Source organism: Rugosimonospora africana (assembly GCF_016862975.1).
GTDB classification, from domain to species: Bacteria; Actinomycetota; Actinomycetes; order Mycobacteriales; family Micromonosporaceae; genus Rugosimonospora; species Rugosimonospora africana.
In genome coordinates this window covers 83,687-99,933 of record NZ_BONZ01000082.1, presented here as the reverse complement: position 1 = coordinate 99,933, position 16,247 = coordinate 83,687, and the positions used below count along the sequence as shown (strand labels likewise).

Sequence of the window (16,247 nt, the reverse complement as noted above, 5' to 3'; positions counted from 1 at the left end):
CGTTCTCGTACGCCATTTGCAGGCGGGAGCTGCGGTAACGCAACATTCCCAAAGCTGCGGCCGGCTGGATCAGCAGTAGCGGAGGCACGGCGAAGGTCTCCAGGTCCCAGAGCAGGTGGCCCCGGTAGTAGTGGTAGTTCGGCCATGCCGCGAGCCCAAATACGGAGGTGGCGCTCGGCGAGGAGGCGTGCACCGAGCTCTGCAAGTAATAGAACGCGGCGTCGGCGAACGCCTGCCACCGCTGCGGCGCGCCGACCAGCATCACCCGGCCCCGCCACAGCCGTTCCCATGCGACCTGATTGTCGTGGCGCATCAGATCGAATCCACGCAGCTGAGCCTGGTCTACCAGTCGCGCCGCCTGCATGTGTGGCTGCGAATCGAGCGACTCGGGCACCAGGCTCACCATCTCGCGGAGCCGATACCGCTTCCCGGCCTGGGCGCCGATCGTGTATGTGGTGGTCAACCGCCCGTTGGATCGGTGGTCGAAGTCGCGCTCGAACCGGTCCACGCCAAGCAACCGAGTCTGGTAGGAGATGCCGCACGAGCTGATGTTTCCCGCGCTCTGCCATCGGAAGGGTCCCTCCGGCCAGTCCGCCCGGGTATCCGGGCTGCCCGGCTGGTTGTGCGCCCACGTACCGGGCAGGTCGGTGGCGCTCACGCTGATCGACATCGCCAGCTCACAGTCGTGGTCGACGCTCAGCGACACTTCCTGCAGCACAATGCTCGGCTGGGTGCGGCTGCACAGGGTGAGGATCTCGATTTCGGCCCGCGCGTCCTGGGCGTCGAAGCTCAGCTTCGTGTGCAGTTCGCCGCAGGAGAAGTCATAGCTCTGCTCGATCAGCCTGGCCCGGCCCGGATCGGACAGCGCCACCCGGCCGATGCGGACGTCTCCGGCCAGCGGATAGGGCACGGGAGCAGATGCCTCTACCAGAGTGGCAGGGTCCAGCCCTTCGAATCCGCTGAGCATGGCGTTGCCGTAGAGCAGCGGAATGTGTCCCACCCGCAACCCGACCACTCCGTTGGACAGAAACGCGGGAAGGAACTCCGGCTGCCACTCCGTGACCGGCCGCGGACTGATCGGCCCTGACACACCCACCTCCTCCCATGCGGCCATGCGCCTACCCAGGCTCGCGACGGCCAAACCCGAAACCGTAGGAGCCTCCAGCTGCGCCACACGCCCGTGTCCGCAAGCAGAGCCAGACGCGGATATGGTGTCGGCGTCGGATACGTTGCCCGGCGCGACCGCACGGCTGACAGTGATCCACAAGGAGGACAGGACCGGTCGCTGTCCCCGAGCGCTCACAGACGAACGCGGATGACCGTCTGTCCTGGTGCAACGACGCGGGCTCTACGCGCAGTTGTGGACGCGGCAGTCCGGTGGATTCCTCGGCACGACCGTGGACCACGACGGTGTGCAGGCGTACGTCCCGCCTGATGACCCCAGCATGGATCGCTGAGCCCCGTATCAACGAGTGAACCGTTTATACCGGGACGCCGCCGATTGGTGCTGTACCGAGCACACCACAGCACTCACCGGTCAGGCGTGCGGCCGCGCGCCGCCGCCAGGCATGCTCGACGCGCTGACGGCCGCCGCTGCAGGCGTCGCGGTGCCGGGATCATCGGTCGCGCGGCGGGGCGTGACGGGACGGAGCAACGCGAAGGCTGTGATCGCGCCGACCGTCGCACCGACAGCCGCGACGGCTGTCGCGATCGACATCGCCTTGACAAACGCGTCTCGTGCTGCGGCGGCGAGCGCGGCATCGCCGGTGGCCGCGGCGACACCGAGCGCGTCGCCGATCGAATTTCGCGCCGCCCCGGCCACGCCGGGGGGTAGCGCAGCGGCGAACGCGGCCGTCAACACGCTGCCCAGGACGGCCACGCTCAGCGCCTGACCGACCTGCTGAACGGCTTCGTTGACCGCGGAACCGACAGCGGCCCGATCCGCTGGCAGAACCGACGTCACGGTGCCGTACGCGGCTGGCACGGTCATGCCGCTTCCCGCCCCGGTCACGACAAGCGCCAACACCAGGTGCGAGTACCCGGCGCCCGTCGCGCTTACGCTCAGCAGCCCGAAGCCGGCCGCGAGGAACAACAGACCCGCGCTGACCGCCGTCCGCGCGCCCCACCTTCGGTCCACGACGACGCCGACGGCGTTGAACGCCATGACAGATACCAGTAGCGGTGCCAGTGCCAGACCGGCCCGCAGGGGATCGAACCCGAGTACGAACTGCAGGTACTGGGTCAGTGCGAGCATGACGCCCCCGCCAGCGAACGACAGGAGCACGATCGCCAGACTCGCACCGTTGAAAATCCGGACTCTGAACAGCTCCAGCGGGAGCATCGGCTCCGGGAATCGCCGTTCCCAGAGCACAAAGGCACCCGCTCCGAACACCGCGATCCCAGCACGGACGAGCACCGCGACGGACGACCAGCCGTCCTGAGCGATCGAGATCACCGCCCAGACCAGAGCCGTCATCGAGACGATCGACAACAGCGCGCCCACCACGTCGGCCCGGCGCGCCGCTGCCCGCGACTCGGGTACGACCAGCAACGCCGCGAGCCCTCCCAGCACGACCACCGGAGTGTTGAGAAGGAATACCGAGCCCCACCAGAAGTGCCGTAACAGCGTGCCACCCACAGCCGGTCCGGCCAGCGCGCCGAGCACCAGCGCGGAACTCCAGATGGCGAGGGCGCGCTTGCGTTCGGCCGGCTCGAATACCGTCGTGAGGATGGCCAACGTGCAGGGCATGATCAGGGCGCCCCCGACACCCATGACCGCCCGCGCGGCGATGAGCTCTTCAGGAGAGGCGGCGAACGACGCCGCCAGCGACGCGAACCCAAAGATCACCAATCCGGTGAGCAGACCGCGGCGACGACCGTAGCGGTCGGAGACGCTGCCCCCAGCGATCAAGAGGCCGGCGAAGACAAGGATGTACGAGTCGAGAATCCACGCAACGTCCGGGCCGCTGGCGCCCAGGTCGCGGATCAGCACGGGAATCGCGACGTTCAACACCGACGTGTCGACGACCAACACGAGCATGCACAGACAGCAGATAACCACTATCCACCATTGACGGAAACGGGACGGAGCCAGTCGGGACACAGAGATCTACCTTCCGCTACGAGCAGGGAGGACACGATGGCCGGGTGGGTGCCACCCTGGTTGAGACGGCGGCCCGGGTGAAAACTCATCGGTGGCACGCGACAGCGGATGAGCGACCGGAACGGCGGCCGTCGTGAATCGGTCAACGCGCAGCTGGTCACCGTGCTCCCCGCCACGGTGCACATCGAGGCGCATCGGTGCCGCCCGTCGCCTGTTTCTGATAGGCCCTCGACGGGCCGGCATCGGCCGGTCCCGATGCCAGTGGCGAGCTCCATCGGTGGAATCCGCCGTTGCTGACCGCTGATTTGAGGCCCCACCGGCAGACGGACGGATGCCGAATTTCTGGTGGACGCAACCTGGGCGGGGGCGGGGACCGTCAGGTTGGCAGACACGGCTAAGAGGAGATCGGATGCGGTCTGAGACGCAGCGGGAGTACGTGGACTATGTCACCGCCCGCCTGCCACACCTGAAACGCGCGGCCTACCTGCTCTGCGGTGACTCCGACCGGGCGGATGACATCGTGCAGGCCACGGTCACCGCGCTGTACGTGCACTGGCAGCGGGCCACCACGGTGGACAACCTCGACGGGTACGTGCACCGCATGCTGGTGCGCCGGTACCTCGACGAGAAGCGCCACCGTTGGTCGCGGGTCGTGCTGACCGAGACACTGCCAGACCGCGGCGTCGCGCCGGCCGATGGAGTCGAGGACAGCGACCTGGTCTCCTCCGCGCTGCGGCGGCTGGCCCCAGGGCAGCGGGCGGTGTTGGTGCTGCGGTTCCTGTGCGACCTGTCGGTGGAGGACACCGCCGCGGCCCTGCGCTGCTCGCAAGGCAACGTCAAGGCTCAGACCGCCCGGGCGCTCGACGCGTTGCGCAGCCTGATGGGCACCAGGAAAACCACCGACATGAAAAGGAGCTGATGATGTTCGACGACGAATACACGCAGGTGCGGGAACTCCTGCACGCGGCCGAGGTGCCGCCGCCGCGGATCGACCTGGGTCAGGCGATCGCGGCCGGTCGGCGCCGCCGTCGGGCTCGACACGCCGGCTGGGTGGCAGGGGCCACAGCCCTGGTTGTGGTCGCGGTCGCGGGCGGCGCCGCCGTTGCTGGTACACCCCGTGGGGCGCCGACCGCTGCGCCTGGGGGCGTCGGCGCCGCGCATTCGGCTACCGCGACCGCGACCTCGGACGGGGGCGCCTGCATCGTGCAGGCACTGCCGGGACTTGGCAACCACATGGTCGACGCCGTCGATCCCTCCGGCAGCTACGTGACGTCCAGCCAAGCGATAGAACGCAGCGGCGCCGCCTACCCGGTGGTGTGGCACGACGGAACCGCGGTGGAGATTCCGCTTCCGAACGGTGCCGACGCCGCGCAGATCAACGCGGTCAACGTGCACGGCGCCGTGGTCGGCATGGCCTCACACGGACCGCACGGCATGTTCGCGTTTGTGTATCGCAATGGCACTACGACCGCGTTGGCCAAACTCCCGGGCTACACCCTGTCTTCCGCCGATGGAATCAACGCTACCGGCGACATCGTCGGCAACGCGTTCAACGACCAAGGCGATGAGATACCAGTGATCTGGCCGGCTGCGGCACCCGGTACCGTGCACCGGCTCGGCACCGCCGCGGGAACTCCGTACGCCATCGCCGACGACGGCACGATCGTGGGCAGCCGCGGCGACGGCGACGCGCCGTGGGTCTGGAACGCGTCCAATGGCACCGCTGCCGGCCTCCCGTTGACCACGCCCGCCGACCAACCGAAGGGCCAGGCGCTCGCCGTCCGCGGCGACTGGGCCGCCGGATGGGTCGGAGAGGCCGGCGGCGGACACCTGACGTCGGCACGCTGGAACCTCCGCACCGGTGCGGTACAGCTATTCCCGGGTTTGTTCAGCGGACCTCCCCGCGGGGTCAACGCACGCGGTGACCTGGTCACCGGTCCAGGCGAGGCCAGCTCCGGTAACACCGCGGTCCGCGGTGGGACCGCGCTGCTGCTCGCGGTCGGCCCCTACCGGGCTGATATCGCATCGGCCTCCTGGATCAGCGATGACGGAACGACGTTGATAGGCACGGTCAAGGACGGCAACACCGACACCCCGGTCCGCTGGCACTGCCCACGGTAATCCCCGGGAATTCATGCCGGCCAACGTATTGAACAGCTCGTCGGCGAACGCCGGAGGCTGGTCTCCGCTCATGGCCGCGCCTTCACAGCTCGCTTTGGACAATCACTAAGGAGACGGACTCGTGCGTCGATGGGTTCCCGCGGTCACGGCGGGACTACTCGTACTCATGCTCGGCGTGGAAAGCCCGCACGCCGGTGCGGCCCCAGCCAGCCGGTCGGTACCCGCACCGTTGCCCACCGGCCGCACCTACCGGGTGACGCTGCTGACCGGCGACGTGGTCACCCTGCGCACTGCGGCCAAGGGGTGCCCGAAGGTGAGCGTCCGGCCGGCTCACCAGGGCGACGCGGTCGCGGAAAGCTGCGGACCGGACGGACACGTGCACGTGATGCCGGCGGGACTGGGACGGCTGCGCGGCAAGGTGGACCCCGCGCTGTTCGACGTCACCACGCTGGTGCAGCAGGGCTACGACGACGCTCACTCCAGCGACCTGCCGCTGATCGTGCGGTACGCCGCGGGGCACAGTCGTAGCGCGTTCAGCGCCGCGATAGGTCAGCAGCGGGACCTGCCGAGCGTGCACGGAGTGGCGGTTCGGGAGCCGAAGAGCCGCGCGACGACGCTGGCCCCGCCGCTGCTGTCGACCGGTTCGTCGGCCGGGCCCGCGGATGTGGATCACATCTGGCTCGATCGGCGCGTCCGGGTCAGCCAGTCACCCCGGGGTACCGACACGCCTTCGCCGGTCGGGCCGGCGCCGGGTACGCGGGCCGGACGCGCGTCGTCTGCCGCCGATCCGACCGGTCCGGTCGCGCAGGATCTCGTGCAGATCGGTGCGCCCGTGGCGTGGCGGGCGGGGGAGACCGGCAAGGGGGTGCGGGTGGCGGTGCTCGACACGGGCGTCGACGCGACCCACCCGGACCTGGCGGGCAAGATTGTGGCGAGCATGAACTTCACCGGCGACGACGACGGCATCGCCGACCGGGTCGGGCACGGTACCCACGTGGCGGCCACCATCGCGGGCGGCGGCGTCGCCTCCGGCGGCCGGTACCGCGGCGTGGCCCCGGACGCGCAGTTGATGATTGGCAAGGTGTTGGGAGACGACGGCACCGGAAGCGATTCCCAGGTGATCGAAGGAATGCAGTGGGCCGCACCGCAGGCCCGGGTGGTCAGCATGAGCCTCGGTGGTGATTTCAGCGACGGCAGCGATCCGGTGTCGATGGCGCTGGACTCGCTCAGCGCCCAGTACGGCACGCTGTTCGTGGTCGCGGCCGGCAATGACGGTCCGGCCGGTGGATCGATCGACGCACCGGGCTCCGCCGCGGCGGCGTTGACCGTGGGCGCGGTGGACGCGACGGATACGGTCGCCGGCTTCTCCAGCCGCGGCCCCCAGAGCGGCGCCCTCGTCATGAAGCCGGAGATTGTCGCCCCGGGGGTGGACATCGTGTCGGCGCGGGCCTCCGGTACCGACATCGGTAGCCCGATCGACCAGTGGTACGCGCAACTGTCCGGTACCTCGATGGCGACCCCGCACGTGGCGGGTGCCGCCGCGATCCTGGCACAGGCCCAGCCCGGCTGGGGCGCGCAGCAGCTCAAAGACGCACTGGTCGGGGCGGCGGATCCCGCCCACGGCGACGCGTACGCGCAGGGCGCCGGCCGGGTGGACATTCCCAGGGCACTGTCCACTCCGGCTGTGCCGTCCACCGCGATCGAGGACTTCGGGACCCTGCGTTACCCGCAGTCCGGCACCACGCAGGCGAGCATCGGCTGGACCAACCCCGGCACCACGCCGGTGACGCTGAACCTGACCGTGGCCGGCGCCGACCGGGCCGGCACCCCGGTACCCGCGGGCACGCTGCGACTGTCGGCCAGGGCCATCTCGATCCCACCGGGCGGTACCGGATCGGTACAGGTGACCGTGGATCAGGGCACCCTGGCCGCGAAGCCCGGCTACTACGCGGGCATGCTCACCGCCCAGGCCGGCACGGTCAGCGTGCGTACCCCGGTCGCGTTCTTCATCGAGCCGCCCAGCTTCGACCTGACGTTGAAGCAGACCGTACTGCCCGGCTCGGCGCCCGGCTCGACCTTCAGCCTCGACACGGTGGTCAACCTCGACGACCCGGACCTGTTCAACGACACGTTCTTCGGAGACCTGGTCGACCTGCCGGAGGGGTTCACGGTTCGGGTTCCCGCCGGCCGGTACAGCGTGACCGGTGACGTGTCGGACACCAGCGTCGATGGTGTCGACCGCGACGCCTTGGCCGGTACGCCCGAGGTACTCGTCGCCGGGCCGACCACGGTGACCTTCGACGCCGCGCACGCGGTGCCGGTCATCGCGACCATCGCTGGGGTCGACACCGAACTCCAACACGCGGAGGTCAACCTTGTTCAGGCGGGGCGCCACGGCGATCCGTGGTGGTCGTCCGCCGCGGCGTTCGGCCCGCAGACGGGCGGCCCGCAGGTGTTCACCACGCCGATGCCGGACGCGGACGTGGGGTACCTGCACGCCTCGGAGGCGTTCGGCCTGCGCGCACCGGGCACCGGGCTCAGCCCGTTCGAATACACCCTGGGCCGCTTCCTGCCCGATGGCATCCCGGCTGACCCCACCTACCGGCTCAACGCGGTCGACCGGTCCAGGCTGGCCCGCATCGACCAGACCTTCAACCGGCTGGACATCCCGGGCACGACCACCGGGCACCAGCGCTACCTGGTCTCGCCGGACGGCTTCCTCGTCGGCGAGGACGTCACAGAGGAGGTACCGGCGCACCGCACGGACTACGTGACACCCGGGCTGTCCTGGATCGACGAGGCGCTCCTGTCCGACCCCTCGGGCCAGGCCCCACTCGCGGGCATGATGCTGGACGAGGAGGCGCCGGCCACCTACCCGACGGGAAGCCGGACCGCGAAGGTCTGGTTCAACCAGCCCCTGCACCCGGACTGGAACGACGCCCCCAACGGTATCGGCTGTCAACCGCAGCCGTTCACGCGCACCCTCGGCAACCTGCACGTCGCCGTGGCCAGCATGGTTGACCAGCACGACCGGTTCAACTGCCTCGCGTCCTTCTTGTTCGTCTACTTGGGCGGAGCTGACCGATCATTGACCCTCTACCGGGATGGTCAGCAGATCGGCAGGCGGCAACCGACCCCCGATCAGGACACCGTCGCGGACTTCACCATCCCCACCGACCCCGGTAGCTACCGGCTGGTCTACGACGAGGACACGAACGCCTCCGGATTTCCGATCTCCACGCACAGCACGACCGCGTGGACCTTCCGGTCGACCGCGCCGACCGGGGCCGACAGGATCCCGGTTGCTGTGCTGTCGGTGGACTACGCCCTGCCGCTCGACACCAACAACCATCCAACCGGACGCACCGCGACCTTCACCGTGCGCCAGGCGCGGGGCGCACCGGCTCAACCGATCACCGGACTGACCGTGTGGACATCGACCGACCAGGGAGACACCTGGACACCGGCGCCGGCAACCGCGGTCGGCGGCGACCGATTCACCGCGCAGCTCCCACCGCCGAGTCCGGGGCAGACCATCTCGTTGCGGGTCAACGCCACGGGGGCGAACGGCAGCTCCGTCGACCAGACCATCGTCGACGCGTACCACGTGCCGGCGTGACAACGGCAGCGGCTTGCTCGACATCCAAACAACCGGCACTCTGACCGCATCATCGTCAACGCGATGCCTGGTCCCGGGTCTGAATCAGATCCGGGACCAGTATCGCCGCCAAATCGCCCGCGCCCGTGTCCACCCCGTGCGGATGCGGGCGGCCGGAGGGAGCAACTGCCGGCCCGGCTGAGCGCGAGGGCGGCCAGACCCGGCGTCAGTGGTCTCGCGTCAAGGGATCGATGCCAAGATAGCTCATTGGTGATCAATAGACTCACATGCATTAGTGGGTGCATTAGAATTTTCCAGCGTCGGCCGACCGCGCGGTGTCGCCAGCGACTAGGTATTGCGCACGGGCGCTGCTTTGACGCGAAGTACTACGCGCGACCGGGTCACGGGGTCCAGCCGCAGACGGGCGCCACCGCCGACCAACGATGGGCATCCCAACACCATCACCGGCCAAGGCTTCGATCAATGAGGCGGGGCCGCCGGATCGGCCTCGGTCTCCTGGCATGCCGCGCCGCCGCCGAGCCCCACCCCATCGTTGCCGCCGCCGACCCCGTCGACGGTCGACTGGCGCTCACCGCCGCCAACTCTGGGCAAACGATCGTCGTACCGGTCGCCACCATGATCGAGGTCCGTCTGGAGCCGGTCTCCATCTCGGTACGGACGCTCCCCGAGAGCTCCGACCCGCACGCGCTGCCACGCCTGTCGGCCTGCGGCGCCTGCGACGCCGTGAAGGTGGCGACATTCCGCGCGGTCGGCGACGGAGAAATCAGCGCCACCCGGCCACAAGGCGACGCCGAGGCGAGGTTGATCGTGACCATTCGCGTCGCCGGCTGACGGTCCTGCGGCCATCCGGCACGGTCCCCCGAAGGCGACGACGATGGTTGCTGTCGATTCAGAGGTAGTCGAAGTAGCGGATCGGCCAGGTCGCTTCTGCAGGCGCGAGGATGGCGGGGCCGCAGGTGGACCGCCTGCCACCGCCCTCAGGCGGGGGTGGCAGGCGGTTTGTGGTCAGGAAACGGTCAGTGCGGTGTCGTCGAGGACGAAGGACGTCTGGTCGGTGTAGTCCTCGGCGCCGGTGAACTTGATGGTGATGGTCTGTCCGGCGTAGCTGGCGAGGTTGTAGGAGTGCTGGGCGTAGCCGGTGTTGTGGTCGAGGTTGGAGCACGTGGCGAGGGTGCTCAGCACGGTGCCGGAGGTGTTGAGGATCTGGGCGGTAAAGGTGTCGTACTTGGTGCTGGTGGTGGTCTCCGCGGTGTTGATGTGCAGCCAGAAGGTGAGGGTGTAGGCGGTGCAGCCGCTGGGGACGGTGACCGTCTGAGAAAGGGTGTCGGTACGGGTGGCGCCGTGCCCGTCGAGCCAGGCGTCCCAGGTGCCGCTGTGCGCGGGTTCCGTGGAGCTGTTGTTGATAACGGCGGTGCCGGACCAGGGTGCGCTGGTTCCGGTCTCGAATCCGGGGTTGCCCAGTCGTTGTCCAGCTCCGGCACAGCCACCGGTGGGGTTGATCGTCCAGGTGAAGGTGGCGCTGCCACTGGCTCCGGTGGTGTCGGTGGCGGTCACGGCGCTGGTGCTGGTGCCGGTGGTGGTGGGCGTACCGGAGATCAGACCGCTGCTGCGGTTGATGGACAGGCCCGCGGGCAGTCCGGTGGCCGAATAGGTCAGGGTCTGGTTGGTGGCGGAGTCCCGGGCCTGGATCTGCAGGCTGGTTGCGGTGCCGGCGGTGTTGGTGCGGTTGCCGGGGTTGGTCACCGTGACGGTGTTGCCGCTGCCGCCGCCCGCGCCGAAACCGACATCGAGTACCGAGTGCAGTTCGATGCCGTTGGGGGCGACCCCGGTTTGGCCGTGGAGGAAGTCGAAGAAGCCGACGCCGGTGATGGTGACCGCGACGTTGGCGGTCTTGAAGCTGGTGGTCGGCGTGTATTTGGCGTCGAATTCGCTGCGAGCCTTCTGGATGCTGGACGTCAACGGGCTGGGTGCGCCGACGCAGGCCGGGTCGGGAATCTCGGCAATCATGGTGTGGCTGGAGCCGTCGGTCAGGACAAGGTGGTAGTCGGAGTCGGCTTCCAGCTTGTATTCGGTGAGGGTGGCGTGGACCTGGTAGACGGTGTCTTCGGTAGGAGCGACCCGGTTGTTGGACGGCAGGTTGGCCGGGGCGCTGAGAGCGCCCAGCTCGGCGATGGTGGTCGCGGTGGTGGAGTTGAGGGTGATCTTTGACCGGTCGGCGTCAGTGCCGGTCTTGACCGCCCATCGTTCGACGCCGCAGCTGCCGGTGGTGGACAGCGGGTTGTTGGTGACTTCCTCGTGTTCTTCGGCGTCCGGGTGGCCTTCGCGGATGGCCGCGCTGACGGTGGTGACGGCGAGGCCGGCGACGGCGAGGATTACTGCCGCGATGATGCCGGTGCGCAAGAGTCTTCGGGTGTGCACGGGAACCTCCGGGGTCGGGAAGTCCGCGCCGCGGGGGTCTCCCGGCTGCCGGCGTGGAGTGGGCAGGCTCGATCAGCGAGCCGGCCCGGCGACCGCTCGCCTTTCGACGGTGGCATCGACGATGACCGTAGTCTTACAAGTTGTAGGGGTGGCGGCAAGGGGCGCTGGATGAACAGTGAGCGATCGACCGCGTTCGGTTCAGTGACGGCGCCCGGCGAGCCCATCGGGCGTTCTCAATGAAAGCGGGGAGACGCGGGAACGGCCTCGCCGGGATGACGGTTTGAGCCGCGGGGACGCCGGCGGACCGACGAGGCCGAGGGCATGGCCGGACCGGATGGCCAGGTGCCGTCCCCAGCGGTATTTTCAGCGGGTGCGACGCGAGAACGTCTCCCTGCGGATCGGTTGGATCTGCCTGCTCGTGGTCGGTGTCGGCATCCTGGCGTTCGGCCTGGTCGTCGCGCTGGTGCCGACATCAGGCAACCAGCCGCTCATGCGAGCCGACGGGCTGGCGTCGATCGGCCTGGGGCTGTTCGGCGTACTGCTCGCAGTGTTCCCGTTTCGGCGCCGCGAACGGTGGGCATGGTTCGCCTTCTGGTTCTACCCGGTGTTCTGGACCGTGCACTTGGTGGCCCGGTTGCCGCCGGGCAAAGACCACGTCCATCAGGTCGTGTTCATCGTGCTGTCGCTGGCGGGACTGGTGGTCGCAGTCGGCCAGTTCTTCCCTCACCCGAAAAGCCGGAGCGACGGCGCCACTGTCCGTTGAGACTGAGTGCTATCCGTGAGGGTCGCCTTCGTTGAGGGCGCCCGGCAGGTGGGCTGAGCGCCCTCGGGGAAGCCGTTAGATGCCGTACCGGTTATCGGGCGGTGGTGGTTCGCAGAGCCGCCGGACCGGCGTTGCCGGCGATCTCGAGTGCGCGGACCGCGGTGACGGTGCCGCCGGTGACGGGGAGGCCGCCGGTGGGGGCGTACATCGCGAGGTTGAAGGTGGAGCCGGTCGGGGCGGTGCCGACGGGGATGATCGGGTAGGCGTTGGCGCCGGGCCGTACCGAGGTGGAGATGTAGTCGCCGAACATGCGGCCCTGGGACGTGTTCGGAATCCAGCTGAGGTTCATCGGTCCGGCGAGCTGGGTCGCGGTACTCCAGCTGCTGCCGCCGTTGACCGATGAAATGAAGCCGGCGTCGAGCTGGCATGTCGAGGCGGTGCAGGACGAGGTCGGGTAGTAGTAGTACGTGAGCCCGATGCGGGCGCTCGTGCCGGACGTGGATGGAATCCCGCATCCAGTTGGCGCTACACAAGGTCTGGGAGAGGCTCGGCGCGGGTCATCATTCAGATGTCGGGGATCCGAGCGGTCTGCCTATACATCCGATCGATGATGATGAGTGAGAGCGGCGAACGGGTTCCGGTTCGCGAAGCCCAACGCCGAGTACTTCATCAATCTGCGTAAACGCGCCATGGGGTGTAACAGAATCGCCCCACGGGGCTCACGGGTGCTGGATCGCATTGGTCAGATGATTTGACGGTATAGACCATCGCCGGTCTTGAACATTCATCGGAGGTCGATCTATGTTGGCTGGACGTCGCATTGGAGTTTCCTGGAGGTCTCATGGGCAAGATCCCAAGGGCTACTCTCAAGAGCCGGTGGCTCCGTTCCCTCTCCGCAGTGGTCGTCGGCGTCGGGTGCGTGCTCGCCGCGTCAGGCCCCGTTCAGGCCGCGGCGTCTAAGGATGTCGACCCTTCGCTGTACAGCTCCCTGCAGTGGCGCAACATCGGGCCAAACCTCGGCGGGCGATCGCTCGCGGTAGCGGGCAGCACCGCGCGACCCAACGAGTACTACTTCGGCGCGACCGGCGGTGGACTGTGGAAGTCCACCGACGCGGGCACGAACTGGGCGCCGGTGACCGACCAACACATCTCCAGTTCCTCAGTCGGCGCTGTCGCGGTCTGCCCGACCAATCCGGATGTCGTCTACATCGGGGTGGGCGAGGTCGATCTGCGCGGTGACGTGATCGCGGGTGACGGCGTCTACAAGAGCACCGACGCCGGGGCACACTGGACGCACCTGGGCCTGGCGGATACCCAGATGATCGGCAAGATCCGGATCGACCCGACCAACTGCGACCGGGCCTACGTGGCCGCGCTGGGACACGCCTTCGGGACCAACACCGAGCGCGGCGTCTTCCGGACCACCGACGGTGGGACACACTGGCAACGCGTCCTGTACACCGACGACCAGACCGGTGCGGTGGATCTGGCGATGGATCCGGCCAACCCGAACGTGCTCTACGCTGCGATGTGGCACGTGTACCGCCAGCCGTGGCTGCTGTGGGACGGCGGCACCGAAAGCGGGTTGTACAAGTCGAGCGACGGCGGCACGACGTGGAAACCGGTCACCGCCAACCTGGGCCTGCCCGCTGGTGAGCCGATCGGCAAGATTGGCGTCAGTGTCGCCGGTGGCGGTTCGGGCCGGGTCTACGCGCTCGTCGAGGCCGACGGCGGCGGACTGTTCCGGTCCGACGACGGCGGGGCCAAGTGGCAGCTGGTGAGCACCAGTGCGGACATCCGGCAGCGTGGCTTCTACTTCAGCAAGGTGTTCGCCGATCCGGCCAACCCCGACCGGGTCTACGTCGGCAACGTCTCGTTCCTGCGCTCCGACAACGGCGGCGCGACGTTCTCCACGATCCGTACGCCGCACAGCGACAACCACGACCTGTGGATCGATCCGAACGACACCAACCGGATGATCGAAAGCAACGACGGCGGCGCGGCCGTGTCCACCAACGGCGGCACGACCTTCACCGCGGAGGACTACCCGACCGGCCAGTTCTACCAGGTGGTCACGACAAACGACGATCCGTACCTGGTCTGCGGCGAGCAGCAGGACCGCAACTCCGTCTGCGTATCCAGCACCGGCGGCACCGACTCGTTCGGCATCGGCGGCGGCGAGAGCGGACCGGTCGCGGTCGACCCGCGCAACTCGAATGTGTTCTACGCGGGCAACTACGACTGGTCGCTGACGCGACTGGACCGCAGCGGCGCCAGCGCGATCGGGTCGCGTCAGGTCAATCCCTGGCCGGACAACCCGATGGGCTACCCCGCCGGGGACCTCAAGCACCGCGTGCAGTGGACTTATCCACTGGTCACCAATCCGGCCGAGCCGGACGCCGTGTTCACCGGCTCGCAGTACGTGATGAAGTCGACCGATGACGGGCAGAGTTGGCAGCAGATCAGCCCCGATCTGAGCTACAACGACCCGTCCACCACGGGCGACTCGGGCGGCCCGATCACCAAGGACCAGTCGAGCATCGAGTACTACGCCGACGTGTTCGCCATCGCCCCGTCGACGGTGAACAAGAACCTCATCTGGGCGGGTACCGACGACGGCCGAATCTGGCGGACCACGCAGGGCGGCGGCACGTGGCAGGAGGTGACCCCGCCGAACCTGGCGAAGTTCACCCGGGTATCGATGATCGACGCCGGCCACACGGCGAAGGGAACCAACGCCAAGCACGCCGGGGACACCGCCTACGTCGCCGCGCAGAACTACCGGCTCGATGACTTCCGGCCGATGGCCTACCGCACCCACAACGGCGGAAAGACGTGGACACCTATCACCAAGGGGTTCGCGCCCGACGATTACCTGTGGTCTATCCGCCAGGACCCGCAGCGCAGCGACCTGCTCTACGCGACCACCGCGCACGGCGTCTACGTGTCGTTCAACGACGGCGACCGCTGGCAGCCGCTGCGGCTCAACCTGCCCGACACCACGGTCTACGACCTCAAGGTCAAGGGCAACGACCTGGTGATCTCCACACACGGGCGCGGTCTCTACGTACTCGATGACGGCGCCGCGCTGCTGCGGCAACTGACACCCAAGACCAAGCCCCGCGACGTGGCCGGGTTCCACCAGACCGTCCCGCCGGTGACACCGATCCCGCCGGTCGCACCGCCTCCGGCCGCTGTCCCGCCCACGACCCATGCCCCAGACGCGGACAGCTCTCTGGCCACGTTGAACGACCCGGACAACCCGGTGCGGTCGGTCAGCAGCAACGTATCGGTGAGCTACACGCTCAAACAGGCGGTCGGGTCGGCGAGTCTGAGTTTCCTGGACGAGAACGGGAACGTGCTCGCGACGAACACTCTGCCCACCACGGCCGGCACCCGAACCACGACGTGGAATCTCCGGTATCCGAACGCGGTGAGCTTCCCCGGCCTGATCTACTGGGCGGGCACGAACACCGGACCGAAGGCGCCGCTGGGCACCTACACGGCGCGCCTGACCGTTGACGGGCAGACCCTGCAGGAGTCGTTCGACATCCTCAAGGATTCGCGGTTGACGCACGTCACTGATGCGGATATCGCGGCACAGTTCGACCTGGACCTCAAGGTGCGCAACGCGACCAACGACGCCAACCACGATGTGATCAACATCCGCGCCTGTACGGCTCAGGTTGACGACCGGATGGCGGCGGCCAACGACAGCACGGTCACCCAAGGCGGTACCGCGTTGGAAACCGCGCTGAACGCCGTCCAGAACGAGCTGTACCAGACCAAGCTGCAAGCCAGCGAGGACCCGCTCAACTATCCGATCAAACTCAACGACAAAATCTCCGCCCTGCACAGCGTCATCGAGAGCGTCGATAGTCGCCCGACCGATCAGACCGTGCAGGTCTTCGACGAACTCAACGCCCAACTCCAGACCCAGCTGCAGAAGCTGCGCTCGGCGATGTCGACCGACGTGCCGAGCTTCAACCAGCTCCTCACCTCGCACAGCCTCACACCGATCAGTTGTAGCGCCGTCTAAGACGGCGCCCGACGGTGGCCGGGCCCGGTAGGGCGGGACCTCAATCCCGCTCTACCGGGCAGCACACGAGTTCTGCGATGTCGCGCGGCAACCGGCGTGGGCGGCAAGCGCGGTGTCGGCATCGCCGGTGCCCGGGAGCGTTTGGCGCCCGCTCGTACTCATCTGTCTGTACCCAGGCCAGGAG

General features: G+C 68.2%; 12 protein-coding genes. 8 read left to right on the top strand and 4 right to left on the bottom strand.

Features of this window, described 5'->3' with window-relative positions; genetic code table 11:
- The coding region (locus Raf01_RS38570) for a glycoside hydrolase family 65 protein (protein WP_203923047.1) at window positions 1–1,090 on the bottom strand (1,090 nt) is incomplete at its 3' end.
- Window positions 1,091–1,331: 241 nt separating this feature from the next.
- Between Raf01_RS38570 and Raf01_RS50715 the strand changes: the two genes are divergently transcribed.
- Window positions 1,332–1,457 carry a hypothetical protein gene (locus tag Raf01_RS50715; protein ID WP_275413140.1) on the top strand — a complete coding sequence of 42 codons (126 nt, stop codon included), beginning with the start codon at window positions 1,332–1,334 and terminating at the stop codon, window positions 1,455–1,457.
- 80 nt (window positions 1,458–1,537) lie between these two features.
- Here the strand turns inward: Raf01_RS50715 and Raf01_RS38565 are convergent, their stop codons facing one another.
- Window positions 1,538–3,040, bottom strand: coding sequence for an MFS transporter (locus Raf01_RS38565; protein ID WP_203923046.1), 1,503 nt, complete (start codon window positions 3,038–3,040; stop codon window positions 1,538–1,540).
- A 472-nt stretch (window positions 3,041–3,512) separates the two neighbouring features.
- Here Raf01_RS38565 and Raf01_RS38560 point away from each other — a divergent pair, with 472 nt between their 5' ends.
- From Raf01_RS38560 to Raf01_RS38545, 4 genes are all read left to right on the top strand, one after another.
- Window positions 3,513–4,022, top strand: coding sequence for a SigE family RNA polymerase sigma factor (locus Raf01_RS38560; protein WP_203923045.1), 510 nt, complete (start codon window positions 3,513–3,515; stop codon window positions 4,020–4,022).
- 2 nt (window positions 4,023–4,024) lie between these two features.
- Complete coding sequence (locus Raf01_RS38555) at window positions 4,025–5,224, top strand: hypothetical protein (RefSeq protein ID WP_203923044.1); 1,200 nt, start codon at window positions 4,025–4,027, stop codon at window positions 5,222–5,224.
- 121 nt (window positions 5,225–5,345) lie between these two features.
- Entirely contained in the window at window positions 5,346–8,843 is a 3,498-nt protein-coding gene (locus Raf01_RS38550; protein ID WP_239134299.1) for a S8 family peptidase, read from the top strand.
- A gap of 462 nt (window positions 8,844–9,305) precedes the next feature.
- Window positions 9,306–9,674: a hypothetical protein gene (locus tag Raf01_RS38545; RefSeq protein ID WP_203923043.1), complete on the top strand. Its 369-nt coding sequence runs from the start codon at window positions 9,306–9,308 to the stop codon at window positions 9,672–9,674.
- A 174-nt stretch (window positions 9,675–9,848) separates the two neighbouring features.
- Here the strand turns inward: Raf01_RS38545 and Raf01_RS38540 are convergent, their stop codons facing one another.
- Window positions 9,849–11,261 (bottom strand): putative Ig domain-containing protein, encoded by a 1,413-nt coding sequence (locus tag Raf01_RS38540; protein WP_239134298.1) that lies wholly within the window; start codon window positions 11,259–11,261, stop codon window positions 9,849–9,851.
- A gap of 370 nt (window positions 11,262–11,631) precedes the next feature.
- Here Raf01_RS38540 and Raf01_RS38535 point away from each other — a divergent pair, with 370 nt between their 5' ends.
- A complete protein-coding gene (locus Raf01_RS38535) occupies window positions 11,632–12,024 on the top strand; it encodes a hypothetical protein (RefSeq protein ID WP_203923042.1) in 393 nt (130 codons plus the stop codon).
- A gap of 91 nt (window positions 12,025–12,115) precedes the next feature.
- On the opposite strand, the gene Raf01_RS38530 is transcribed toward Raf01_RS38535, so the two are convergent.
- A complete protein-coding gene (locus Raf01_RS38530) occupies window positions 12,116–12,334 on the bottom strand; it encodes a hypothetical protein (protein WP_203923041.1) in 219 nt (72 codons plus the stop codon).
- On the opposite strand from Raf01_RS38530, the gene Raf01_RS38525 reads away from it, so the two are divergent.
- Window positions 12,333–12,482 carry a hypothetical protein gene (locus Raf01_RS38525; protein WP_203923040.1) on the top strand — a complete coding sequence of 50 codons (150 nt, stop codon included), beginning with the start codon at window positions 12,333–12,335 and terminating at the stop codon, window positions 12,480–12,482. The genes Raf01_RS38530 and Raf01_RS38525 overlap by 2 nt on opposite strands.
- A 383-nt stretch (window positions 12,483–12,865) precedes the next feature.
- Window positions 12,866–16,063, top strand: coding sequence for a WD40/YVTN/BNR-like repeat-containing protein (locus tag Raf01_RS38520; protein WP_203923039.1), 3,198 nt, complete (start codon window positions 12,866–12,868; stop codon window positions 16,061–16,063).
- The last annotated feature ends 184 nt before the right edge of the window (window positions 16,064–16,247 follow it).

What these genes read in the sequence shown, in the direction of transcription:
- Raf01_RS38545 (WP_203923043.1), top strand. Translation starts at nt 9,306, where the DNA reads ATGAGGCGGGGCCGCCGGATCGGCCTCGGTCTCCTGGCATGCCGCGCC.
- Raf01_RS38525 (WP_203923040.1), top strand. Translation starts at nt 12,333, where the DNA reads ATGCGGCCCTGGGACGTGTTCGGAATCCAGCTGAGGTTCATCGGTCCG.
- Raf01_RS38560 (WP_203923045.1), top strand. Translation starts at nt 3,513, where the DNA reads ATGCGGTCTGAGACGCAGCGGGAGTACGTGGACTATGTCACCGCCCGC.
- Raf01_RS38530 (WP_203923041.1), bottom strand. Translation starts at nt 12,334, where the DNA reads ATGTTCGGCGACTACATCTCCACCTCGGTACGGCCCGGCGCCAACGCC.
- Raf01_RS38520 (WP_203923039.1), top strand. Translation starts at nt 12,866, where the DNA reads ATGGGCAAGATCCCAAGGGCTACTCTCAAGAGCCGGTGGCTCCGTTCC.
- Raf01_RS38565 (WP_203923046.1), bottom strand. Translation starts at nt 3,040, where the DNA reads ATGCTCGTGTTGGTCGTCGACACGTCGGTGTTGAACGTCGCGATTCCC.
- Raf01_RS38555 (WP_203923044.1), top strand. Translation starts at nt 4,025, where the DNA reads ATGTTCGACGACGAATACACGCAGGTGCGGGAACTCCTGCACGCGGCC.